General features: G+C 61.7%; 19 protein-coding genes and 3 pseudogenes. 9 read left to right on the forward strand and 13 right to left on the reverse strand.

What is annotated here, in order from left to right; all coding sequences use genetic code 11:
* Positions 1–41 precede the first annotated feature (41 nt).
* Positions 42–1,757, forward strand: a complete 1,716-nt coding sequence (locus tag AC1DE3_RS24305; protein WP_476852828.1) for a M28 family peptidase — start codon at positions 42–44, stop codon at positions 1,755–1,757.
* A 1,008-nt stretch (positions 1,758–2,765) separates the two neighbouring features.
* Positions 2,766–3,062 (forward strand): SemiSWEET family sugar transporter, encoded by a 297-nt coding sequence (locus tag AC1DE3_RS24310; protein ID WP_441514153.1) that lies wholly within the window; start codon positions 2,766–2,768, stop codon positions 3,060–3,062.
* Between the two features lie 30 nt (positions 3,063–3,092).
* Here AC1DE3_RS24310 and xth read toward each other — a convergent pair whose 3' ends face one another.
* From xth to AC1DE3_RS24325, 3 genes and pseudogenes are all read right to left on the reverse strand, one after another.
* Positions 3,093–3,863 (reverse strand): exodeoxyribonuclease III, encoded by a 771-nt coding sequence (gene xth, locus AC1DE3_RS24315; protein WP_441514154.1) that lies wholly within the window; start codon positions 3,861–3,863, stop codon positions 3,093–3,095.
* An 82-nt stretch (positions 3,864–3,945) separates the two neighbouring features.
* A pseudogene (locus AC1DE3_RS24320) lies at positions 3,946–4,278 on the reverse strand (dienelactone hydrolase family protein); the annotation flags it as partial.
* 238 nt (positions 4,279–4,516) lie between these two features.
* Complete coding sequence (locus tag AC1DE3_RS24325) at positions 4,517–4,756, reverse strand: DUF2171 domain-containing protein (RefSeq protein WP_441514155.1); 240 nt, start codon at positions 4,754–4,756, stop codon at positions 4,517–4,519.
* Between the two features lie 245 nt (positions 4,757–5,001).
* Between AC1DE3_RS24325 and AC1DE3_RS24330 the strand changes: the two are divergent.
* Positions 5,002–5,289, forward strand: a pseudogene (locus tag AC1DE3_RS24330) (flavodoxin family protein); the annotation flags it as partial.
* Positions 5,290–5,337: 48 nt separating this feature from the next.
* Here AC1DE3_RS24330 and AC1DE3_RS24335 read toward each other — a convergent pair.
* The 6 genes from AC1DE3_RS24335 to AC1DE3_RS24360 all read right to left on the reverse strand — a co-directional run bounded on the left by AC1DE3_RS24335 (position 5,338) and on the right by AC1DE3_RS24360 (position 10,339).
* The gene (locus AC1DE3_RS24335) at positions 5,338–6,282 is read right to left on the reverse strand and encodes a cation diffusion facilitator family transporter (RefSeq protein WP_441514156.1); all 945 of its coding nucleotides are present in this window, start codon (positions 6,280–6,282) and stop codon (positions 5,338–5,340) included.
* A 107-nt stretch (positions 6,283–6,389) separates the two neighbouring features.
* A complete protein-coding gene (locus AC1DE3_RS24340; RefSeq protein ID WP_441514157.1) occupies positions 6,390–7,670 on the reverse strand; it encodes a DUF763 domain-containing protein in 1,281 nt (426 codons plus the stop codon).
* Positions 7,671–7,856: 186 nt separating this feature from the next.
* A complete protein-coding gene (locus AC1DE3_RS24345) occupies positions 7,857–8,927 on the reverse strand; it encodes an ROK family protein (protein ID WP_441514158.1) in 1,071 nt (356 codons plus the stop codon).
* Between the two features lie 162 nt (positions 8,928–9,089).
* Positions 9,090–9,341 carry a DUF6894 family protein gene (locus AC1DE3_RS24350; protein ID WP_441514159.1) on the reverse strand — a complete coding sequence of 84 codons (252 nt, stop codon included), beginning with the start codon at positions 9,339–9,341 and terminating at the stop codon, positions 9,090–9,092.
* A gap of 140 nt (positions 9,342–9,481) precedes the next feature.
* Positions 9,482–10,018: a hypothetical protein gene (locus AC1DE3_RS24355; RefSeq protein WP_441514160.1), complete on the reverse strand. Its 537-nt coding sequence runs from the start codon at positions 10,016–10,018 to the stop codon at positions 9,482–9,484.
* Between the two features lie 18 nt (positions 10,019–10,036).
* Positions 10,037–10,339 carry a PepSY domain-containing protein gene (locus AC1DE3_RS24360; protein WP_441514161.1) on the reverse strand — a complete coding sequence of 101 codons (303 nt, stop codon included), beginning with the start codon at positions 10,337–10,339 and terminating at the stop codon, positions 10,037–10,039.
* 144 nt (positions 10,340–10,483) lie between these two features.
* Here AC1DE3_RS24360 and AC1DE3_RS24365 point away from each other — a divergent pair, with 144 nt between their 5' ends.
* Positions 10,484–11,797, forward strand: coding sequence for an Nramp family divalent metal transporter (locus AC1DE3_RS24365; protein WP_441514162.1), 1,314 nt, complete (start codon positions 10,484–10,486; stop codon positions 11,795–11,797).
* A gap of 225 nt (positions 11,798–12,022) precedes the next feature.
* On the opposite strand, the gene AC1DE3_RS24370 is transcribed toward AC1DE3_RS24365, so the two are convergent.
* Positions 12,023–12,307, reverse strand: coding sequence for a cysteine hydrolase family protein (locus AC1DE3_RS24370; RefSeq protein ID WP_441514212.1), 285 nt, complete (start codon positions 12,305–12,307; stop codon positions 12,023–12,025).
* Positions 12,308–12,819: 512 nt separating this feature from the next.
* Here AC1DE3_RS24370 and AC1DE3_RS24375 point away from each other — a divergent pair.
* The 3 genes and pseudogenes from AC1DE3_RS24375 to AC1DE3_RS24385 all read left to right on the forward strand — a co-directional run bounded on the left by AC1DE3_RS24375 (position 12,820) and on the right by AC1DE3_RS24385 (position 16,061).
* Positions 12,820–13,303: pseudogene (locus AC1DE3_RS24375) on the forward strand (YciE/YciF ferroxidase family protein).
* A gap of 192 nt (positions 13,304–13,495) precedes the next feature.
* Positions 13,496–13,708 carry a hypothetical protein gene (locus AC1DE3_RS24380; RefSeq protein ID WP_476797776.1) on the forward strand — a complete coding sequence of 71 codons (213 nt, stop codon included), beginning with the start codon at positions 13,496–13,498 and terminating at the stop codon, positions 13,706–13,708.
* A 256-nt stretch (positions 13,709–13,964) separates the two neighbouring features.
* The gene (locus AC1DE3_RS24385) at positions 13,965–16,061 is read left to right on the forward strand and encodes a catalase (RefSeq protein WP_441514164.1); all 2,097 of its coding nucleotides are present in this window, start codon (positions 13,965–13,967) and stop codon (positions 16,059–16,061) included.
* 37 nt (positions 16,062–16,098) lie between these two features.
* Here AC1DE3_RS24385 and AC1DE3_RS24390 read toward each other — a convergent pair whose 3' ends face one another.
* On the reverse strand, positions 16,099–16,491 hold the full coding sequence (locus AC1DE3_RS24390; RefSeq protein WP_441514165.1) for a hypothetical protein: 393 nt from the start codon (positions 16,489–16,491) through the stop codon (positions 16,099–16,101).
* A gap of 202 nt (positions 16,492–16,693) precedes the next feature.
* Between AC1DE3_RS24390 and AC1DE3_RS24395 the strand changes: the two genes are divergently transcribed.
* The gene (locus AC1DE3_RS24395) at positions 16,694–17,242 is read left to right on the forward strand and encodes a DNA-3-methyladenine glycosylase (RefSeq protein ID WP_441514166.1); all 549 of its coding nucleotides are present in this window, start codon (positions 16,694–16,696) and stop codon (positions 17,240–17,242) included.
* A 269-nt stretch (positions 17,243–17,511) separates the two neighbouring features.
* The gene (locus AC1DE3_RS24400; RefSeq protein WP_441514167.1) at positions 17,512–17,697 is read left to right on the forward strand and encodes a hypothetical protein; all 186 of its coding nucleotides are present in this window, start codon (positions 17,512–17,514) and stop codon (positions 17,695–17,697) included.
* A gap of 63 nt (positions 17,698–17,760) precedes the next feature.
* Here the strand turns inward: AC1DE3_RS24400 and AC1DE3_RS24405 are convergent, their stop codons facing one another.
* Together AC1DE3_RS24405 and AC1DE3_RS24410 are read right to left on the reverse strand one after the other, a co-directional pair.
* Positions 17,761–17,967, reverse strand: a complete 207-nt coding sequence (locus AC1DE3_RS24405; RefSeq protein ID WP_441514168.1) for a hypothetical protein — start codon at positions 17,965–17,967, stop codon at positions 17,761–17,763.
* A gap of 174 nt (positions 17,968–18,141) precedes the next feature.
* Complete coding sequence (locus AC1DE3_RS24410; protein ID WP_476797775.1) at positions 18,142–19,428, reverse strand: phospholipase D-like domain-containing protein; 1,287 nt, start codon at positions 19,426–19,428, stop codon at positions 18,142–18,144.
* Between the last annotated feature and the right edge of the window lie 18 nt (positions 19,429–19,446).

Raw genomic sequence — 19,446 nt, forward strand, 5'->3', positions numbered from 1 at the left:
GCCCCTTTCACGCAGATGCAAGAGACAAGGATGCCATCGCCATGGCCATAGCAATGCAAGCCGAAGGTGGCCCGGAACCGGCGCTTGTCGGCGCGGTGTCTGCGGCCCGCATGATGTCTGGGCTTGGAACCCTGGCTCAGTGGTCGAAACTGGCCGGAACAGCCGGGGAGGCGGCCAGCTTTTCGTGGATCAAGGAGCAGCTGGACGGGCTCGGCCTGCGAACCGAGCTCATCCAGCATGACGCCTATATCAGCATTCCCGGGCCGGCCCGGCTCATCGTCGATGGACGAACGATACCGGCAATCACGCATTCGATGTCGCTGCCTTCGCCGGGCGATGGGCTGGTGGGGGCGCTCATCGATCTCGGCGACGGCTCGCGTGCAGCCTTTGCCGAACGGGATGTCCGCGGGCGGATCGTTCTGGTCGATGGGATCGCAAGCCCCGGTATAGCCCTGCTGGCCTCGCAGGCGGGTGCGGCGGGCGTTGTGCAGATCAGCCCCCACCATCTGCTGCACGAGATGTGCATCTCGCCGATCTGGGGCAATCCGTCGATCGATACGCGTTCAGCCCTGCCGAGTGTCGTCGTGCTGACGATCGGAAATGCGGATGGCGAAGCCCTCCGGAAAGCTCTGCAGGATGCTGCGGTGGAGGTCACGCTTCATGCGGAGGTGGATACCGGCTGGCGCAAAACCCCGCTTCTCGTCGGCGATCTGCCGCTAGCCGAGGATCCGCCAGGACCTTTCATCCTGCTCTCATGCCATGTCGATACTTGGTTCAAGGGCGTGATGGACAACGGCTCCGCGAATATCGTGATGCTTGAGGTCCTGCGGCTGTGCCTGGAGCATCGGGAGGCTTGGCGCCGGGGCATTCGTATCTGCTTCTGGTCCGGGCATTCCCAGGGGCGCTATTCCGGATCGGCCTGGTATGCCGACAATCATTGGGCGGAGCTCGACGCACGCTGCGCGGCCCATGTGAATCTCGACAGCCCCGGAGGAATCGGAGCGAAAGATCTGACCCGGACGGGAGCGGCCGGTGGGCTTTTTGGCATCGCAGAGGCCGCTATCGCGGAGGAGACCGGGCAAAAGCTGGCCGGGCGCCGCAAGGCGCGCTCGGCCGACGATTCTTTCCCGGGAATCGGCATCCCCTCCGTTTTCGGGAGCCTCAGCCTGCAGGAGCCGGGCGCGCTGAAAATGCGCAACGATCTCGGCTGGTGGTGGCATACCGAACACGACCAGCTCGACAAGGTGGATCCCGATCTGCTGGTACGGGACGCGCGGATCGTGCTGCGCGTCGTGCTGGACCTCCTGACGCGAGAGCGGCTGCCGATCGACTATACCAACCAGCTGGCCGATCTCGCCGGCGAACTGGATCGCTTCGGGGATCGCCCTGAGATCCCGCCGCATCTCCGCAAGGCCATCGGCAATGCGAGAGCTCTGGCCCTGGATCTCGCGGGCTTCGATATCCTGGCGCTCGACGCTTCGGTGCATGATCGCGCGGTCATGCGGCTCAGCCGCATTATCGTTCCGCTCGACTACACCCGGGGGAATCGCTTCGTACACGATGCCGCGCTTTCGCTGTCATCCTGGCCGGTTCTCGATCCGCTCCGGCGACTTGCTTCCTGCGCGGCTGGAGACGAGGCCCGGTTTGCGGAAGTCGATGCGGTGCGTGCGCTAAATCACTTGACCCACAGCCTTACCGAAGCATCGCGCCTGCTGGCGGCCGCCTCGGATCCGCCAACCGATCCGGCCGGAGTCTGACAGCACGAATGCGGGGGTTTCGACCGGTGAGCCCCGGCTGCACTGGGACGGGCACGATGCGAAACGGCATACAGCTCGCCACCGACATCTATCTACATCCGGCGAGGCATCCAACCGGAGAGCAAGCAGGCACCATGTGGCGCTGCGCGGACAGAGAGATAAGCGCTGCTCTGGTTCCCACAAGGTCGCGGACCGAGATCTTCTCCGGGAAGGAACGGTACAGGCTTAGCAGCGTTCAACCTTCGCACTGACAGTTGACGTAGGCACCCATGGCAGATCCACAGAGCCCGGCAGTCGAGAGTCTCCGGCAGGAGCAAAAGTCTCAAAAGAAAGCAGAGCGGGCGCTCACCTCCGATCAGAAGCTCGAACAGGCCCTCAAAGACACCTTTCCCGCGAGCGACCCTGTGGCCCAGCAGGTGCCCACGACACCGGGCGCCGCGGAGGAGGAGAAATGATCCGGGCAGCGGTCTTCAGCCTGGCTGGTGCCTGGGTTGCCGGGAAGGTGGGAAGGGGCGAAATCCCCGAGCGCCTTGCGGTTCCGATAACGCTACTGGCGACACGGCTTCCCACGCCCCTGATCCTCGCGGGCGCGATTGGCTACGCCTGGTATCGCATGAGTCAGGAGACGCGGGCGAGGGTGGCGGAGGAAGAGCAGCCGGAACGCCCGGCCCGGTCGGCGGCCGGGCAGGGCGCAAAATCTCGCACAAGCCAAGCGCGGAAGGGAATGCGGCGGCCTCGGAAGCCCTCACCTGAAGAGGCTGCCGATGTTTAAGTTGTTTCTGGAAATGTCGATGCTGGCATTCGAGGCGCAGCAGGCCATCTGGTTCCGGAGCATGAAGATCGCCTCAGGTGGTCGTGCTGCCAGCGCGAGATCAGTCGGAAAAGACCTGCGCCGCACAGAATGCCGTGTTGAAGGCCGCTACCGGAACTGGTGCTGTTGGAATTGCTTGCGGCTATCGACGAAAGGTCCGGGCGAATGTTCGGCGACTGTAGAGGTAGGTTTTCGACGTGAATTGGATCGCCGTGGCCGGCACCCTCGCAGCGCTGTGTTCTACCATCAGCTTTGTCCCGCAGGCTTGGCGTATTGTCCGGACACGCGACACGGGGGCAATCTCTACCGTGACATATAGCCTGACTGTGACTGGCTTCGCTCTCTGGACGGCATATGGAATCGGTCTGGGCGAATGGCCACTTATCGTCACGAACAGCATATGCTTTGTGCTGTCGGCGTTCATCCTGATGATGACGCTGCTGCCTCAGGCTAAAAAGGAGGCGGTGGCCGACACGGTCGATCCGGCTTCCTAACGCAGATGGGCTCGCTGCTCGGCCAGCATGTCATCCAAGTTCGATCATGACCGGGGCATGGTCGCTAGTATGTTCCCAGCCGCGCGGCGACCGTCGAACCTCGGCACGCTTGAGTGTTGCAGCCAAAGCAGGGCTTAGCAGGAGATGGTCAATCCGCAGCCCTGCGTCGCGTTCGAACGAGTTCCGCCAGTACTTCCAGAACGTGTAGATGCGCTCTCTCGGATGAAGGTGCCTGACGGCGTCCGTCCAACCCTGTTCGAGGAGCTTAGTATATGCCGTCCTCACCTGGGGTCGAAAGAGCGCGTCATCTCGCCATCGCCCGGGTGCGTAAACATCGAGCTCCGTCGGCATGACATTAAAATCGCCTACGAGCGCGACCGGTACCTCCAGGGAGAGCAGCTCCTGGGCGTAGGCATGCAGTCGCCCAAACCAGCGCAGTTTATATTCGAACTTGGGGCCGGGGGAAGGATTCCCGTTGGGGAGATAGAGACACCCGATCAGTACCCCGTTGACCGCCGCCTCGATGTACCGGCTATGGCTGTCATCAGGATCTCCCGGTAGCCCCCGGCGCGTGAGAACCGGGGATGACCCCTTCGCGAGGATAGCTACACCATTCCAGCTCTTCTGGCCGTGCCAAACCGCCGCGTAGCCGGCTTGCTGCAATTCGTGCTCGGGAAAGCGATCGTCTGAGCATTTAAGCTCTTGCAGGCACACGACGTCGGGGCGGTCCTGCTTGAGCCACTGGAGAAGAACGGACAACCGACCGTTGATGCCGTTCACATTGTAGGTTGCGATCTTCACCGACGGCTCTCCCACACGCGAAACCGGCAATCGTCAAAGGTTCTCGCGCAGGAACGCGTGTGTCCTCAATATTGCATCCAACTCACCAGTGAGAAACCATGTCCATTGGCGTTGAACCGTTCCCCCGCTGCTTTTGACCAATCTCTCGATGGCCCCGGCGGTTAGACACAGGCACCACTCGGTCCGCTTCCCCATGCAGGATGAGCGTAGGGGGCTGCGAGGCTCGCTCCAAGCCCGGCGGCAGGAATCCGAAGAAGTCGACGACAGCTTTAACCCTGCGATCGCGTGCCGCCAGAGCCAGGACCAATGCACCGCCCAGCGAGAAGCCGACAACGGCGAGACGGGCCTGGTGATCGCCGGTGATTGACTCGATCGCTTCCAGCCACACCGGGAACTTGCTCTTGATTTCACCGTAGCGGGCCGATCGCCGGTGGCCTCGAAGTACCGCGGGAGCAGGACGTTGTAGCCGGCCCCCGCGATCATGTTTGCGGCAAACTCATATCGGCCGCTATTCGTCAGGCCGTCTGAGCCATAAAGGAGAATGACGGTGCCTCCAGAGGCACTTGGGCCAAAGCGGTCAACCGCGACGCTCACCTGGGCTGGCCCAGCGACGATGGTCGCGCCGACTCCAGCAACAAAATGGCGTCGGTCCATTACTCGGTCGCCTCAGACCATCTCTCCTTGGCTTCCGCCGCCGGGACGATCAGCTTGATCGTATCGTGCTCGAGGGCAACGACGAGCGCCAGGTCGAGATAGTGGTGGGCTCCGCCCGACCCCGGATCATTCTTCTTCAGCTTGATGAGCTGGCCGCTAAGGGCGTCGACGGTTCCGACATGCTCTCCATCGGATCCAATCACCCCCTGGCCTTCCTTGATTTGCTCAACGAACAGCATCGCTTGGTCTCCTGGCTCGACCTCTCCGAACGGCAACGGAGCATTGGGCACCGAGGTTCCAACACACGTATCGGAACCGTCATCGTGGATGCGGAAGGATTCCGGTGTGTCGATTGCGGCGCTCCTATCGCTACTGAACCTTCGGTTGTGCGGCCCCGCGAGCGATGCCCAAGTGCCTCACCTGATCGATCGTGCTTTTCGGATCGCGGAGGGGGAACGTCGCGTGACCTGCGTGAAACATTCCAGATTCGGGATCCCGTGGTGCCTATGGCAAGGTCGCTGCCGTCGCCGTCGTGGGCAACGAGGATGGAGCCCATCACGTCTCCGCTGAAATCGCTCAGGCATTGTTTGATGTCGGGTTCACCATCGCGGCCGGCGGGCCGACATATTGGGTCGGCGAAGCCAGGGGCAGCATGAATTTCATCGATCTCGACGAGATTTCAGAAACGACCGCCATGACAAACCGGATGCTCGCTCGGAATGCGGCCCACCTCGCTGGACTGCTGAAGCGGCATTCCTATCCGGGGTATTGAGGCAACCCGCGCTGCCTATGGTAGCACCGCCGTCGGCGATCTAAATTTTTACTCGACCAGCTTGGCGCGCCGCTTTCGCCACGTGGTGGAAGTCTGCGGCTTCACAAATACCGAGACGATGTCGGAGCGGCGCTTCCTGAGCCTCGCTTCGATGCGCTCCACGCAATCCTCGATGTCAACGGTCGATCGATCGTCCTTGAATTCAAGGCTCAGCGCCACGACGATCTGATCTGGGCCCAGATGGACTGTCGTCATGCCGTTGACACGCTCGACATCTGGATCTCCGTCGACCGCCGCCCTGATCTCTTCCTGGACGTGGGGCAAAGCCGCTTCCCCGATCAGCAGCGCCTTACTCTCGCGCGCCAGAAGCATTGCCGTCATCGCCAGAATGACGCCGATCAAGATCGACGCCACGCCGTCGAGCTCGGGTCGCTCGAAATAGGCCGCTGCCGTGATGCCGATGAAGGCGATGAACAAGCCGAGCAAGGCTGCGGTATCTTCGAACAGCACCGTGAAGACGCTCGGATCCTTGCTTTGTCGGACCGCGGCGAAGTAGCTCAGCGAGCCCTTGGCGATCTTGAATTCCTTCAACGCAACCCGCCAGGAATAGCCTTCGAACAGGGCCGAGAAAACGAGCACGAGATAGTTCGCGGTCAGGTTCGTCGCCGGATGCGGGGCGATAACATGGGCCACTCCCTCGTAGAGCGATACGCCGGCCCCGACCGCGAAGACTAGGAGCGCAACAACGAAGCTCCAAAAATAGAGCTCGCGGCCGTGGCCGAAGGGATGCGTGAGATCGGGCGGCCGCGCGGCCCGGTTGAGGCCGTAGAGCAAGAGTGCGCCATTGCCGGTATCGACCAGGGAGTGAACGCCCTCCGACAGCATCGCCGAGCTGCCGGTCCAGGCTGCCGCGACGAATTTCGTCGTCGCGATCAGCAGATTTCCTGCCAGCGCTGCATAGATGACTTTCCGTGATCCCGAATGTGTCGCCATCTAGCTCCCCGCCTCAGCGCAACAAGCTGCAGCGGTGGCTGTTCCCTTGACCCGACGCGTGAAATGTATCCCACGAAGGCAAATGATAAGGGCGGGGAGCCCTTGGCCTAGAGCTGCCGACGCATTGCTCTGACGTTTTCGCCTTGTGCAGTCCCGGGCGTTTCCCAGCCAAAGACACTCCGGCCGCCGTATTCCGCAGATCGGCGGCGCTCCTCAGCGACATATTCGACGAGCGTCGGCCCGGTCGTACTACGCTCTAGCCGACGGCTCTCACCGTCCAGCCGCGCAATGGCGGCAAGGCGATCGTCCTGGCCGAGCTTCGCCCGATCGACGGCCGAGCGCAGGACAGCGATGGTCTGGTCGTAGACCTTTGTCGGCACAGCGAAGGGCTGCCGGTCCTTGCCGCCATGGGCGAGAGAGAAGCGCGCTGGATCACTGAAACGGCAGGGCGCGCCATGCAGTACTTCCGCGACCATCGCCAGGGACCGCACCGTGCGCGCGCCGATGCCGGGTACAAGCAGCAGCTCGGAAAAGTCTTCTGGCCCCCGATCTGCCGCGGCAGCCAATGCCCCATGGAGGCGTCGTGTCACGATGTCCTCGGGCCTGACATCGTGGTGGGCGGGCATCACGAGATGCGGGAGGAACAGCTGCGGGGCGTTTTGATCAGGGATGGCGCGCGCCGGCTGCAGCGCCGCCAATTCCCTGACGATCCTGTCCGGTCCCTGATCGCGCAGCATCGTGACCTGCGCTTCGCGGGCGCAGTCAGCGCGCGCATCGGTCAGGTTGACGATGTTGCCGGCGCTGCGCCCCTCTATTGCGGAATGCGGTGTTTCGACGAAGCTGCCAAGGCCCTCGGAATGCCAATGATACCTCCGCGCCAGACCGCCGTCGCCGTTCATGCCCTGCTGCACGACTGTCCAATGGCCGTCATCGGCCACGAAGAATCCGTGCAGATAAAGGTCGAAGCCGTCCTGCACCGCTGCGCTGTCGACCTTGGCGACGAGCCGGCTTGCCTGCGCCAAGGCTGTCCCGTCGAACCCTACCTTCGCGCCAATCTGTTCGAGCTCGGCGGGTGTCCGACGGGAATGATTCCCTCGCCCGCCGCAGACATGCAGCCCCAACTCACCAGCTGGCGGCTTAAGACCCCGTTTCAACGCCCCGATGACGCTGGTCGTAATGCCGGACGAGTGCCAATCCATGCCCATGATCGCGCCGAATGACTGGAACCAGAAGGGATGCGCCAGTCGCTGCAGTAGCTCATCGCGCCCGTATTGCTGGATGATGGCTTCACAGATCACACTACCCAGCCGGGCCATGCGCTCGCCGAGCCAGAGCGGCACACGCCCGTAATGTAGGGGAAGATCGGCACTGCCAGATCGCTTTGTCATAACTCACGGGAACGAAATAAGAACATTTCGATATGTACATCGACCCGTGATCGTTGACCATACCGAGCGAACGGCGTTGGAACTTAGAGCGGTTCACTTCGTTCAAGCGAGCACCCCGAGGGCGCGGAAAGCCGCTCGACCCTCGGAAATCCTCCTAGGATTCGCGGGTGCGACATCCCCGAGCCTTCAGCTCCGTTTTGAGGATTTGGCGCGGTTCTCGTAGCTGGCGTTCCCCAGCCCCGTTCCGATCGTGACTACGCCCCAGTTTTTGACGTCCTGCATGAATGGCATTTCGCTCAGGCCTTGAATGACCGCGTCGTTATGCATGGTGACCATCGTTTCGTGCTCGCCAATGGTCGGCACCGTTTCGCGAACGCTGTCGATTAGGTTGAAACGACTGCTTTCCCAGTTGCCTGGCAAGTTCTGCGCCCCGCGGTCGATGCTGCCGTCGGGCTGGATGATGCCGGGACACCCAATGCCGATAAAGGGTGCGACCTTGAGGGCTGCTTTCTCCGCGGCCTCGATTTGACTTCTAATCATCTCGCCAAGGCGCTCGACCGCCTCGTCGCGATTGGTCGTGTCGTCGGCGTGCCGCCACAACTCAAAGGTCGCAACCTTCGCTTTGCTGAGATCTATCGCCTTCGTCTGTCGAAGCTCGACGATCCCGGCCCGAATGTTCGATCCTCCGATGTCGACCGCCACCAGGCTGTCGAAGGCCTCGAACATCCATTTTGGAGCGATATGAGCATTGCCCAGTAGACCCGCCTCATCCGGGTCGTGACGGATCGGCACCAACTCAACCGGATGCTGCTCCGTGCGCAGGATGATCCCGGCCCGTCCTATGGCCAGCTCGCCGACGCGGCTCTGGCGAAAGCCTCCCCCTACGACGATGCGCTCAACTGCCGACCAAGCCTTGAAGCGACAGAAGCGACGGACGACCGATGCCAGGGCCTCCGCGTACTTCTCGATCGCACTGTGAACCAGCGCTGCCGCCTCGGCATCGTCGCCCGCCAGGATCGCGTCGAGATCCTTCTTCTTTAGCTCATCACTCGGCTTATCGATCGGGTCCTCGCCGGTCTCCCGGAATGCCGCTCGTAACTCCTCGAGATGCTCAAAGATCGCTCCGCGCCTTGCCTTGTCTCCGACGAAGCCGTCCTCGTCACGGGCTTCCAGATTGTAGCTTGTGACAATGACCGAGGGCAGCTGAGCGGCCCCGTTGCGACCGTCCGCCGGGGTCGACTTCGTACTTTTTGCCATGAGAGCCTCGTCGGTGAGACAAACTCAACCCGTCAGGAGGAGCGGGGTTCCAACGCAGATCGGCCGCCCCATAGTGAACACATTCGGGATCAGGGTCGGCCCCTTTCCCGCGGCATGAACCCGATCGGGCACATGTACGCTGGGTGCTCACGAGAAGCACCGTCACGTTCCTGATCGGGTACGGGCCGAATCTGTGACGTCTGCGGATTCGAATGAAATCCGACCGCGATAGACGGGGCGCTCACCCGCCTGGACCAACATCGTTATTTCGCAATTGTCGGTTTCGGTCAGCGCATCGTGGGCAGCTTCAGCGAACGCCGTCCGAGCTTCCTGCCGAGCAGCCTTGTCGTCCGGAAGATCCAAATCGACGAAGTGCGATCCACCGCTATTCGTGATGAAACGGTACATAGGCATGGGAAGAATCCTGAGGAAGTCACTCCTCCAATCGCAGCGGCCCGGCCCTGGTTCCCCAAAATGACAACCTGGACAAGAGAACCGAAGCGATGCAGGCCGGCGGATAGCCGACCTGCCTGACGTTCTACTGTGCACCGTTTTCAGATCACGGGACGCTGATAGGGATCTGCGGTCTCGTCGAAGCGGCTCCAGCCGCCAGCGCGATACTCGGCTAGGCGCTCATCACGATTGATCGGCGTGGCACCATCTAGAATCGCCTCAATCGCAGGCACCTGTTCCTCGGCGGCGCGAACAGACACGACCGATCCGCCGCGGCGGACGGTCTCGGCGTAATAGTTCGCTTCCTCTTCGCTGTGGCCGGCGCTCGTCAGTGCGCCGACGATGCCGCCGGCGGCGCCGCCGACGGCCGCGCCCGCAGCGGTAGACGCCAGCCAGCCAGCCGCGACCACCGGCCCGATGCCGGGAATGGCGAGCAGCCCGATACCTGCAAGCAGGCCTGCGGCGCCACCCAGCACGGCACCGATGCCTGCGCCTTCGCCAGCATTGCTATCGTCGGCCTTTTGATGGCGGCCGATGAGGCTGATGTCTGAGGAGTTCACACCGGCGGCTTCGAGCTGGCCGACGACGGCGCGAGCGGCCTCGTAGCTGTCATAGGAACGGGTCAGGGTCTGGGTCATGATTCGTTTCTCCTATGATTAGTTGCGGGTGATATTGCCGCGATAGTCGACCGAGACACTGACCGTGGCGCCGCTATGGGTCGCGCTGCCCTTCCAGACGCCGTTGTCGTCCTTCTTGAGTTCGCTGATGTTGGTGTAGCCATTCGCCTCGAGGCGGCTCTTGGCCTGGCCTTCGGTGAAGCTGTTGGCTCCCGGCAGCGGCGCATTCTTGTCGGCATCCGCCTTCGGTGCCGGCATGGGCGAGGTGGTCGAGGTCTGGGCATACGCGCCGAACGGCGCCGTCGCCGCCAGGATGGTGAGTATGATCAGCTGCTTTCTCATTGGAGAAGCCCCCTAACTGGACGCGGCCTAGGCCGCAGGATGCCTCTCGAACCGCTGGGCCGTCGTTTCTGTTCCCGAGCGCATTGTGCGGCGGAACGAAGCCGGCAGCAGGCTGTTGTTCCCGCGCTCTCCGGGAACAACGCCATGACCAGTCTCTCCGAAATGCCGTCCCCGCCTCCCGCGAAGCGGTCGATTTCATGGAAAGGATGGCGAGGCGCTGCTGTCTTCAAGCAGCTCGGGCCCGGACTCATAACCGGTGCGGCCGACGATGACCCCTCGGGGATCGCGACCTATTCGCAAGCCGGAGCGCAGTTCGGCTACAACATGCTCTGGACGATGGCGTTGACCTATCCCCTGATGTCTGCCGTGCAGCTCGTTAGCGCCCAGATAGGTCGCGTCACCGGCTGCGGCCTGGCGCAGAACCTCAAGAAGGTCATGCCGAAATGGGCGGTGCTCGGCCTGGTCGGCCTGCTTTTCATCGCTAACACCATCAACATCGGCGCGAACTTGGCCGCCATGGGTGCGGCCGGCTCGCTCGCCATTGGCGGCCCGAGCGCGCTTTACACCGTCGTGCTGGCCAGCATTTCGCTCACATTGCAGCTCTTCATTTCCTACGAGACCTACGCCAATTACCTCAAATGGCTGACGCTGGTGCTGCTCGCCTACGTCGCCGTGATCTTTATCGTGAAGATCGACTGGCCCGCGGTCGGGGCAGGCTTCGTCATGCCCAAGCTGACGCTGTCCGGAGACACCGTGACGATGGTGGTCGCGATCTTCGGCACGACCATCAGCCCCTACCTCCTGTTCTGGCAAAGCAGCCAGGAGGTCGAGGAGATCGACCGCAAGGATGAGGACAAGCCCCTGAAGAAAGCACCTGAGCAAGCGGATCGTCAGTTTCAACGGATCCGTCTGGACACATTTGTCGGGATGGCGGTGTCGAACCTCGTCGCGATCGCCATCATCATCAGCACGGCGGCGACGCTGCATGCCAGCGGGAAGACCGAGATCGGAAGCGCGGCCGACGCGGCAGAAGCGCTTCGGCCGATCGCCGGTGATTTCGCCTTCGAGCTCTTCAGCCTCGGCATCATCGGCACGGGCTTGCTCTCATTGCCGGTACTCGCAGGCTCGGTCGCGTATGCATTCGGTGAAGCGCAGGGCTGGAAATGCGGCCTGGAAAACAAGCCTTGGGAAGCCGTCGGCTTCTACTCGGTCATAGCAGCAGCCACCCTCCTCGGCGTGGGTCTCGGCTTTACGCCGATCGATCCGATGAAGGCGTTGTTTTGGAGCGCCGTCGTGAACGGCTTCGTTGCGGTCCCCGTGATGGCAGCGATGATGTGGGTTGGTTCGCAGCGCGATAACATGGGCCGCTTCGTTACGAACGGTACGGTCCGCATTTTTGGTTGGGGAGCGACCATCGTTATGGCGGCGGCGGCCGCATCGATGGCTGTCTTCCACTGATCGGGGCCAGCCCGCGCAAGCAGAGGTCCGGCGCGGAAGGCTCAACCGTCCGGCGCGAACTCTACCGGGAACAGTGCCAAGACGACGACGGCAGCCACTACGTCAGTCTGGCGGAACTCCCGGGCATTTCGACAACGTCCTACACACTGGAAGTCGGCATGCTGGTTCGCCAAGTGGTCGGGGTATCGGGCGACGAGCACATTGATGCTCCACTTCCCCGCTGAATCATTTCACCGCCACTGTGCCACCACCCTCCGCCGTGGTACTGGCTTCGATCTGCTCGCTGAAGCGGTTGAGGTAGAGTTCCATCAAGGCGTCATGGGTGGAATCGGCAGAACTACAAAGCGCATCGGTCACGAGAACAACGCGAAGGCCTCGATCGATGGCACCCAGGACGGTTGCCAGGACGCAAACGTCGGTCTCGCCGCCGGATGATGATACGTGCTTCTCGGAGACGAACCGATCCAGGGCCGCTGTCCAGGGAGAATAAACCCTCTTGTCTAGGACGATGGCGGGCGAGACGAAGCGCTCAAGTACCGCGTGAAGGCGAACAGCATCGAGACCGAGATTGTCAAGGGTTACCTCCGCCCAACGTTCTTAATGCCGGCGCCACGAACCGATACCGTCTCCCGGCCGCGGAGCCGGTATGAAGCGAGTGAACGGCGTACGTTCGGGGTGCGAGCGGGTTATCAGCTCGATCGATGGCAGAACCCTTTCGAGCCAAGGAAAGGCCCATGGATATCCCGGGCCAAAGAGCCGCTGCATATCTACGCACAGGTGGATGCAGTTCTCGCCGAGGGGCCGTTGACCAGGCCGTGCGCGGCCATCGCTCGTCTCCTTCAGACAAAGCAATCGCGAGTTCGGTGCATCTCGGCAGCTAAGCCATCGCCATCATCCAGCTGGAAGGGAGCATGCGGTCCCGTTGCATTCCTCGACCGCGGATTGGGCCCCGGCCGCCGCTGAGCCTCCTCTCCCGGCTGGCCAGGCCGCTGAGGCGTATGAAAGTTCGCCGGCGCTGAAGCATGGCCCTGTGCGAGTGGAGAAACCAGCGCTTCCCGGTCCTGAACCTTTTTCTCGATACGCTCAAGGACATCTACTACGCAGAAAAGCAGATCCTGTAGGCACTGCCCAAGATGGCGCGCAGCGAATTCACCTGAGGTCAAGAAAGCGTTCGAAACCCATCGCGACGAAACCGAAACCCATATCGAGCGGCTCACCGAGGTTTTCGAGATTCTCGGCAAGGCCCCCAGTGGCAAGACCTGCGACGCCATGCTTGGCATCATCGAGGAGTTCGAGGGCAGCCCTGCGATCGATGCTGGCCTGGTCGCCGCCGCCCAGGCGGTCGAGCACTACGAGATTGCCCGCTACGGCACGCTGAAGACCTGGGCCGGGGAACTGGGGCTGCTCAACCAGGCGCCGAAGAACCAAGATGGACCAGCTCCTGTCCAAAATCGGCATCGGCTCGGCGAACAAGAAAGCCGCCTGATCTCGGTGTCAGTCCATTAACGCCTCCCGGATAGCCCGATCCAACAGATCCCGCGCGATCGGGCCGTTCCGGGAGGCGTTCGGAGAGCAATATGCGGCAACGTTTGTGATCCGAAGATTGGGCGCCGAGTGGTTGCTGAGCGAAGGCGTCACCGAGGCACAGCACTTTCATCGCTCGACGGAAAATCTTAAGATCCGAGCGAACCCCCTAAATTGTGTAAGTGCCTTGATGTCGACATCGGAATGATGCTCGCGACGAACAGGCTGCCGATCAAGACATTGAACATCGAGGTGGCCGAAAGCATGCCGATCAGCGTCGCTTATGGGCCGCTGCCCCCTAGATCGACGGCGCTTTCCTCCCTCTGCGCGGCTGTCCACATTACGGTTGCCGTCACCCGGGCCGACGTTGCCGGCACGAAGGGTTGATCCTGGGCTTTGTTGCGGACCGGGAAATCGATGAGTTTGGGCTCGCCAAGATCACCCGGACTCCTTTCGCCGTATGCCCCATTCTCGATGACGTAGGACCGAGGCCGGGATGCTGGCGCTGTTCGAACCCGAAAGGCCCGGCCGCGCGAAATTCGCCTGCTTTTGAATTGGAAACGTTCGGAACGGTGGCACGGCCGTCGAGTTGAACGACGGACAAGTCTGGCAAACCGCCGACGTGTTCGGTCAGGAGACGGTTATGGCGAATTCAAAGGGACGGCACACCGCAGGCGCTAACATTCGACACGGTGAGGGCGGAGAGCTCCACCAAACCACAAGCGCTCCGGATACGCGTATCACTACCAACCATGGCGTGCCGATCAGCGACAATCAGAATTCTCTGAGAGGCGGTCCACGCGGCCCGACCCTGCTGGAGGACTTCGTCCTACGCGAAAAAATCCAGCACTTCGATCACGAGCGCATTCCCGAGCGTATCGTCCATGCTCGCGGATCGGCGGCGCACGGCTTCTTCGAGCTCACGGATTCCCTGGCCGAGTTCACACGGGCGAAGGTGCTCACGGAGGTTGGAGAGAAGACGGAGGTCTTCGCCCGCTTTTCGACGGTTGCGGGCGGCGCGGGGTCCGTCGATACGCCACGGGATGTCCGGGGGTTCGCAGTCAAGTTCTACACGAAGGAAGGCAACTGGGATCTCGTTGGCAACAACATCCCAGTCTTCTTCATCCAGGATGCCATCAAGTTTCCGGACCTCATCCACGCAGTGAAAATGGAGGCCGACCGCGGCTATCCGCAAGCTGCGAGCGCGCACGACACCTTCTGGGATTTCGTCGGCCTCATGCCAGAATCCACCCACATGATCATGTGGGTGATGTCGGATCGAGCCATCCCGCGTTCGCTCAGGATGATCGAGGGTTTCGGCGTCAATACGTTCCGTTTACTCAATGACCGCGACGAGCCGACCTTCGTCAAATTCCACTGGCGGCCCAAGCTCGGCACGCAGTCGACCTGCTGGGACGAGGCGGTGAAGATCGCGGGTGCGGATCCGGACTATCACCGCCGCGATCTGCACGAGGCCATCACCAACGGCGATTTCCCGGAGTGGGAATTCGGTGTGCAATTGCTCAGCCAGGACGAAGCGGATGCCCTGCCGTTCGACATTCTCGATGCCACGAAAGTTATCCCCGAGGAGATGATTCCGATCCGGGTAATCGGCCGGATGGTACTGAATCGGAACCCGGACAACTTCTTCGCTGAAACCGAACAGGCAGCCTTCCTTCCGACGAACATGCCTCCGGGAATCGACGTCTCGGACGACCCACTGCTCCAGGGCAGGTTGTTTTCCTACCAGGACACCCAGCTCTCGCGACTCGGCACGGTGAACTTCCACCAGATTCCGATCAACCGGCCGAAAGGCTGCCCCTTCCAGAACCTCCAGCGCGACGGTCAGATGCAGACCCAGGTGTTTAGCGGACGGGCGAATTACGAGCCGAACAGCCTCGCTGAGGCGGGTGAGGCCGGCGGTCCGCGCGAAGACCCCGCGGGCGGCTTCAGAAGCGCGAGAGTTCCTCTCGCGGGCGATAAGGTTCGCCTGCGCTCAGAGAGCTTCGCTGATCACTACAGCCACGCGCGACTCTTCTATCGGTCGCAAACCGAAATCGAGCAAGCCCATCTCGCCAGCGCACTGGTGTTCGAGCTTTCCAAGGTGACGCTCGACCACGTTCGCAACCGCATTCTGGCGAACCTGGGGAATGTGGACGAGGAACTGGCCCAGCGAGTCGCCGTGGGACTGAACGTCGAGCTGCCACAGCCCTCGAAGCCTGCCATCATGCCACAGGATATGGAGCCGTCGCCCGCCCTCCGTATTGTCGGAAAATACCCCGAGACCCTCAAGGGACGCGTCGTGGGCATTCTGGTCTCTGAAGGCGCTGACGAGGCGATGGTCGGAGTAATCAGGAGCGCTGTGGAGGCTGATGGAGGGACGATCAAGATCGTCGCGCCCAAGATCGGTGGCGTGACGGTGAAGGGTGGCGGGAAGTTAAAGGCGGATTGCCAACTCGCTGGTTCCCCTTCTGTGATCTTCGATGCGGTTGCTCTCGTGCTATCGGAGGAAGGTTGTGAAGTCCTCTTGAATGAAAGCGCGGCCGTCGATTTTGTCACCAACGCATTCGTTCACCTCAAGGCAATCGGCTTTACATCTGCGGCGAAACCTCTCCTCGACAAGGCGGGCGTTACGGCGGATGCGGGAGTCGTCGATCTGGCTGCGCGGGACGGCGACTTCGTCGCCGTCGCCCGCACGCGGCAGTGGGACCGTGAACCGAAAGTTCGCATGCTTGCGTGACACGAAACGGCGCAACGGTACGGGGGGCCAGGGGCGCTTAAATCACCCCCTCGATAAGCCAGAGATTTTGTGCCTCATTGGCTTCAATGTACCAATTTTCAGGAGCGAGCTTGAGAACTTGCTCCATCGTCACGGACGATCCCGCGACGAGATTCTGGAGCCCCTCGTTCTGAATCGGGATCGAATGCTTGATCTCGTTCAGTTTGGCATTGAGGTTAGCGATGCAAGCGGTCAACGGCCCGTCGATGATTACATTGGGCTGCAACTTTCGCTCGTGGATCATAAGCCGCGTGCCGCGGGTCAGATAGCGGTTTGAGCGAGCGAAGAAGTTCATGAAGGTCGCGCCGGCCGAATAGATCGCGGCCTTGCCGAGGAAGACGAAGCGCCGGTTCGGCTCCTGTTCGCTATGAAAACGGGAGTCCTCTCCCATCCTTGCTGTGTGCTCGGAAATTGACGAGCGCCTGATCGTCGACGAGTGGAAAAGAGGCTATGCGCATTCGCGGTGCGTCAATCCGGACTGGCCACCATATGGCTGAAGAAGTGCAATCTGAGCTGGCTGCAGTGCTGCACGAGTTTTTCGAAGCTGAACAGTGACGCTTCGCTTTACCACAATTCGAGAAAAGCTGAGAAGCTTGACCGAGCTGAAGGCTTTGAACGCGCTGGAGCTTGCTCCGCGCCTGATTGGCGTCGCGCTCCTTGTTGATCGGATAGGAGGGATAATCGTCGAAACAGAGGCCTATCTCGCCGACGATCCTGCATCGCACAGCTTCCGCGGTCCGACACTGCGGAATGCGGCGATGTTCGGGCCTTCCTGGCACGCGTATGTCTATCGATCCTATGGGCTTCACTGGTGTTTGAATATCGTCGCTGAAGGCGCGGGCGCGGTCTTGATCAGGGCCATCGAGCCAACAGTCGGGCTGGTTGAAATGCGGGCGCGTCGCGGTGCCACGGTCAACCTATGTAATGGACCGGGACGGTTGGCCCAGGCGCTCGGGATAACAAGCGCTCATGATGGGCTAAGTTTGGAGCGCCACCCGTTCTCGATCGTTGACCGATCATATGCTCCCGAGATCGTCTGCAGCACACGCGTTGGAATTTCGAAAGCTGCCGAGCGGCCCTGGCGATATGGCCTAGCAGGTTCACGTTTCCTGAGTCGGGCATTTCCCAAGGCGGTAAAATAAGCGCCGCCGCGGAGCAGTTTCGCAGTGTGAGATGGGACATGCGGATTGCGGCCTACTACGCGTTCTTCATCCCACCGTATGTGACGAATTCGGAGGAATTCGCACCTGTCTGGGTAGCCGGTAGGGCGACCGGCTACCCACTCTAAAGTGTCCCGGCGAAACAATGAGCCCGCCGCGGCCAAACGCTGGGCCTCTGCCTTCCATGTTTCCGAAGGATCGGTTCTCGCATAGAGGATGTGGAACCGACCCGCAGGTGCCTGGATCGTGAGATGGGCGTCCGCTTGACGCGCGAGCGAGAGCCCGTAGCCGAACGCCGAGGCGTCTTCGTCCCGCCCTTCCTGCGCGATCGTCACCGGTACATTCTTCACGCCACCGATCATGACCGCCTCCCACGCCTCATCGGCATCATGGGCTCGGGCGCGCTGAAAAGCGCTGCCGCGGCGGCGATGAATTGACGTTTCATGGGCGACTCCGGGTGATCGGGAGCAAACGCCGCCTTGCAACGCTATGTTCCCGGCTTAACCGTTGGTGCCGCTTCCGCCGGCGACCGTTGCGGCCTGGCTCTCTGCAGCGCGATCGAGGCATTGCGCCATCTCGGACGTGCCGAATTTGAATTTCGAACATTGAGCGGTGCCGACAGTGTAATCACGCGTCGGATGGGTGGCCTCAGGCGTGCTGTTGCAGCCGGTCAGGGCCAGGGTGAGGATGGCGAGTGCCAATCGCATCGGGTTCTCCTGTGCTGTGGACCGGCGGCATTAGGCCTTAACATGCTGCGATCAATCAACCCCTCGATCGCCAAGCCCCGATCACTCGACAAATCCTGCGCAACTTCATGGTCGAGCTTGCTCGATGCCTGAAGGGCCGGAGAATTTTCATCGCTGAGATTCTCTTGGGTGATGTCAAATCTGCGATCGTGCGAGGCTGGAAACCCAGTCCGAAATCTTTTCGCTGGCCGTTCGGCTTTGCCAATCCGCAAAGGTGTAGGGCTTCGAGACCGCAGCATCCTTGTCGAACAAGGCTGTCTGGGCGCCGGCGAATTGCTGATCGAAGAGATTGATGTTGGCTTCGTCGTTAAGGCGCAAGGCGCGGTCGTCGATATTCGTCGAGCCGACCGAGGTCCAGATGTCGTCGATGATCACCAACTTGCAGTGGAAGAAGGTCGGCTGGTACTCGCTGATCCTCACGCCGGCCTGAAGCAAATCGCCCCACAAGTGCCGCGATGCCTTCCGGACGATGCGTGCATCGGTCCGCGGCCCGGGCACGATGATCCGTATGTCGACGCCGCGCTTGCGGGCCTCGAGAAGCTGCTGGCGGGTCAGTTCGTCGGGCACGAAATAGGGCGTCGCGATGCGGATGCTCTTCTGCGCAGCGGCGATCGCGGTCATCAGCATGAGATGCATAACATTGCGCTGATGGGTCGAGCTGACGACCACCTGCGCGGCATGGTCACCGGCCGGGGCGATCTCCGGGAAGAAGCGGTCGCCAAGCAGCAGTTCGCCCGTCGCCTCGATCCAGTGCTCGGCGAAAGCTGACTGAAATTCCGCCGCGGCCGGTCCCTCGACCCGATAATGGTTGTCGCGCCACTCGTTAGGCGTGCGAGCATCGCCGATCCATTCATCCGCGATGCCGACGCCGCCGGTAAAGCCCACGCGCCCGTCGACGATCAGCAGCTTCCGATGTGTGCGGTTATTGACCCGGTCGATCGTGTACCAGGTGACCGGGCGGAAGCGCACGACTTCGACCCCCGAAGCCTGCATCCGCTCGATAAGTTGCTCGTCCATCGGCAGACTGCCGATCCAGTCGAGCAGCACTTTCACGCTCAGACCCTCCCGGGCCTTCGCCGAAAGCGCATCGGCGAACTCCTCGGCTATGGCGCCTCGCCAGTAGATATAGGTCTCGAAGCTGATCGTCTGCCGCGCCCCGCGGATGGCGCGCAGCATCGCCGGAAAGATCTGATTGCCGTTGGCGAGCGTCTCGATCCTGTTCCCGGGAATGAAATTTGACCCGAACAGGGCGCCCATCGACGTCCTAAGCTGGCGATCCGACGAGGCAAGATGATGCGGAATCGGCTGCTTGAGTTCGTGCGGCTCGGGCAGCAGGTTGCCGATCAGGAGGCACCCCAGGACTCCCGTGGTTGCCGAGAGGAGAGCGATCAGGAGAGGATGTCTTCGGAGCTTCATGGGCATGCGGGACTGCAGTGAGAG

The sequence above is a fragment of the Allobosea sp. 10L417 genome (genome assembly GCF_056395485.1).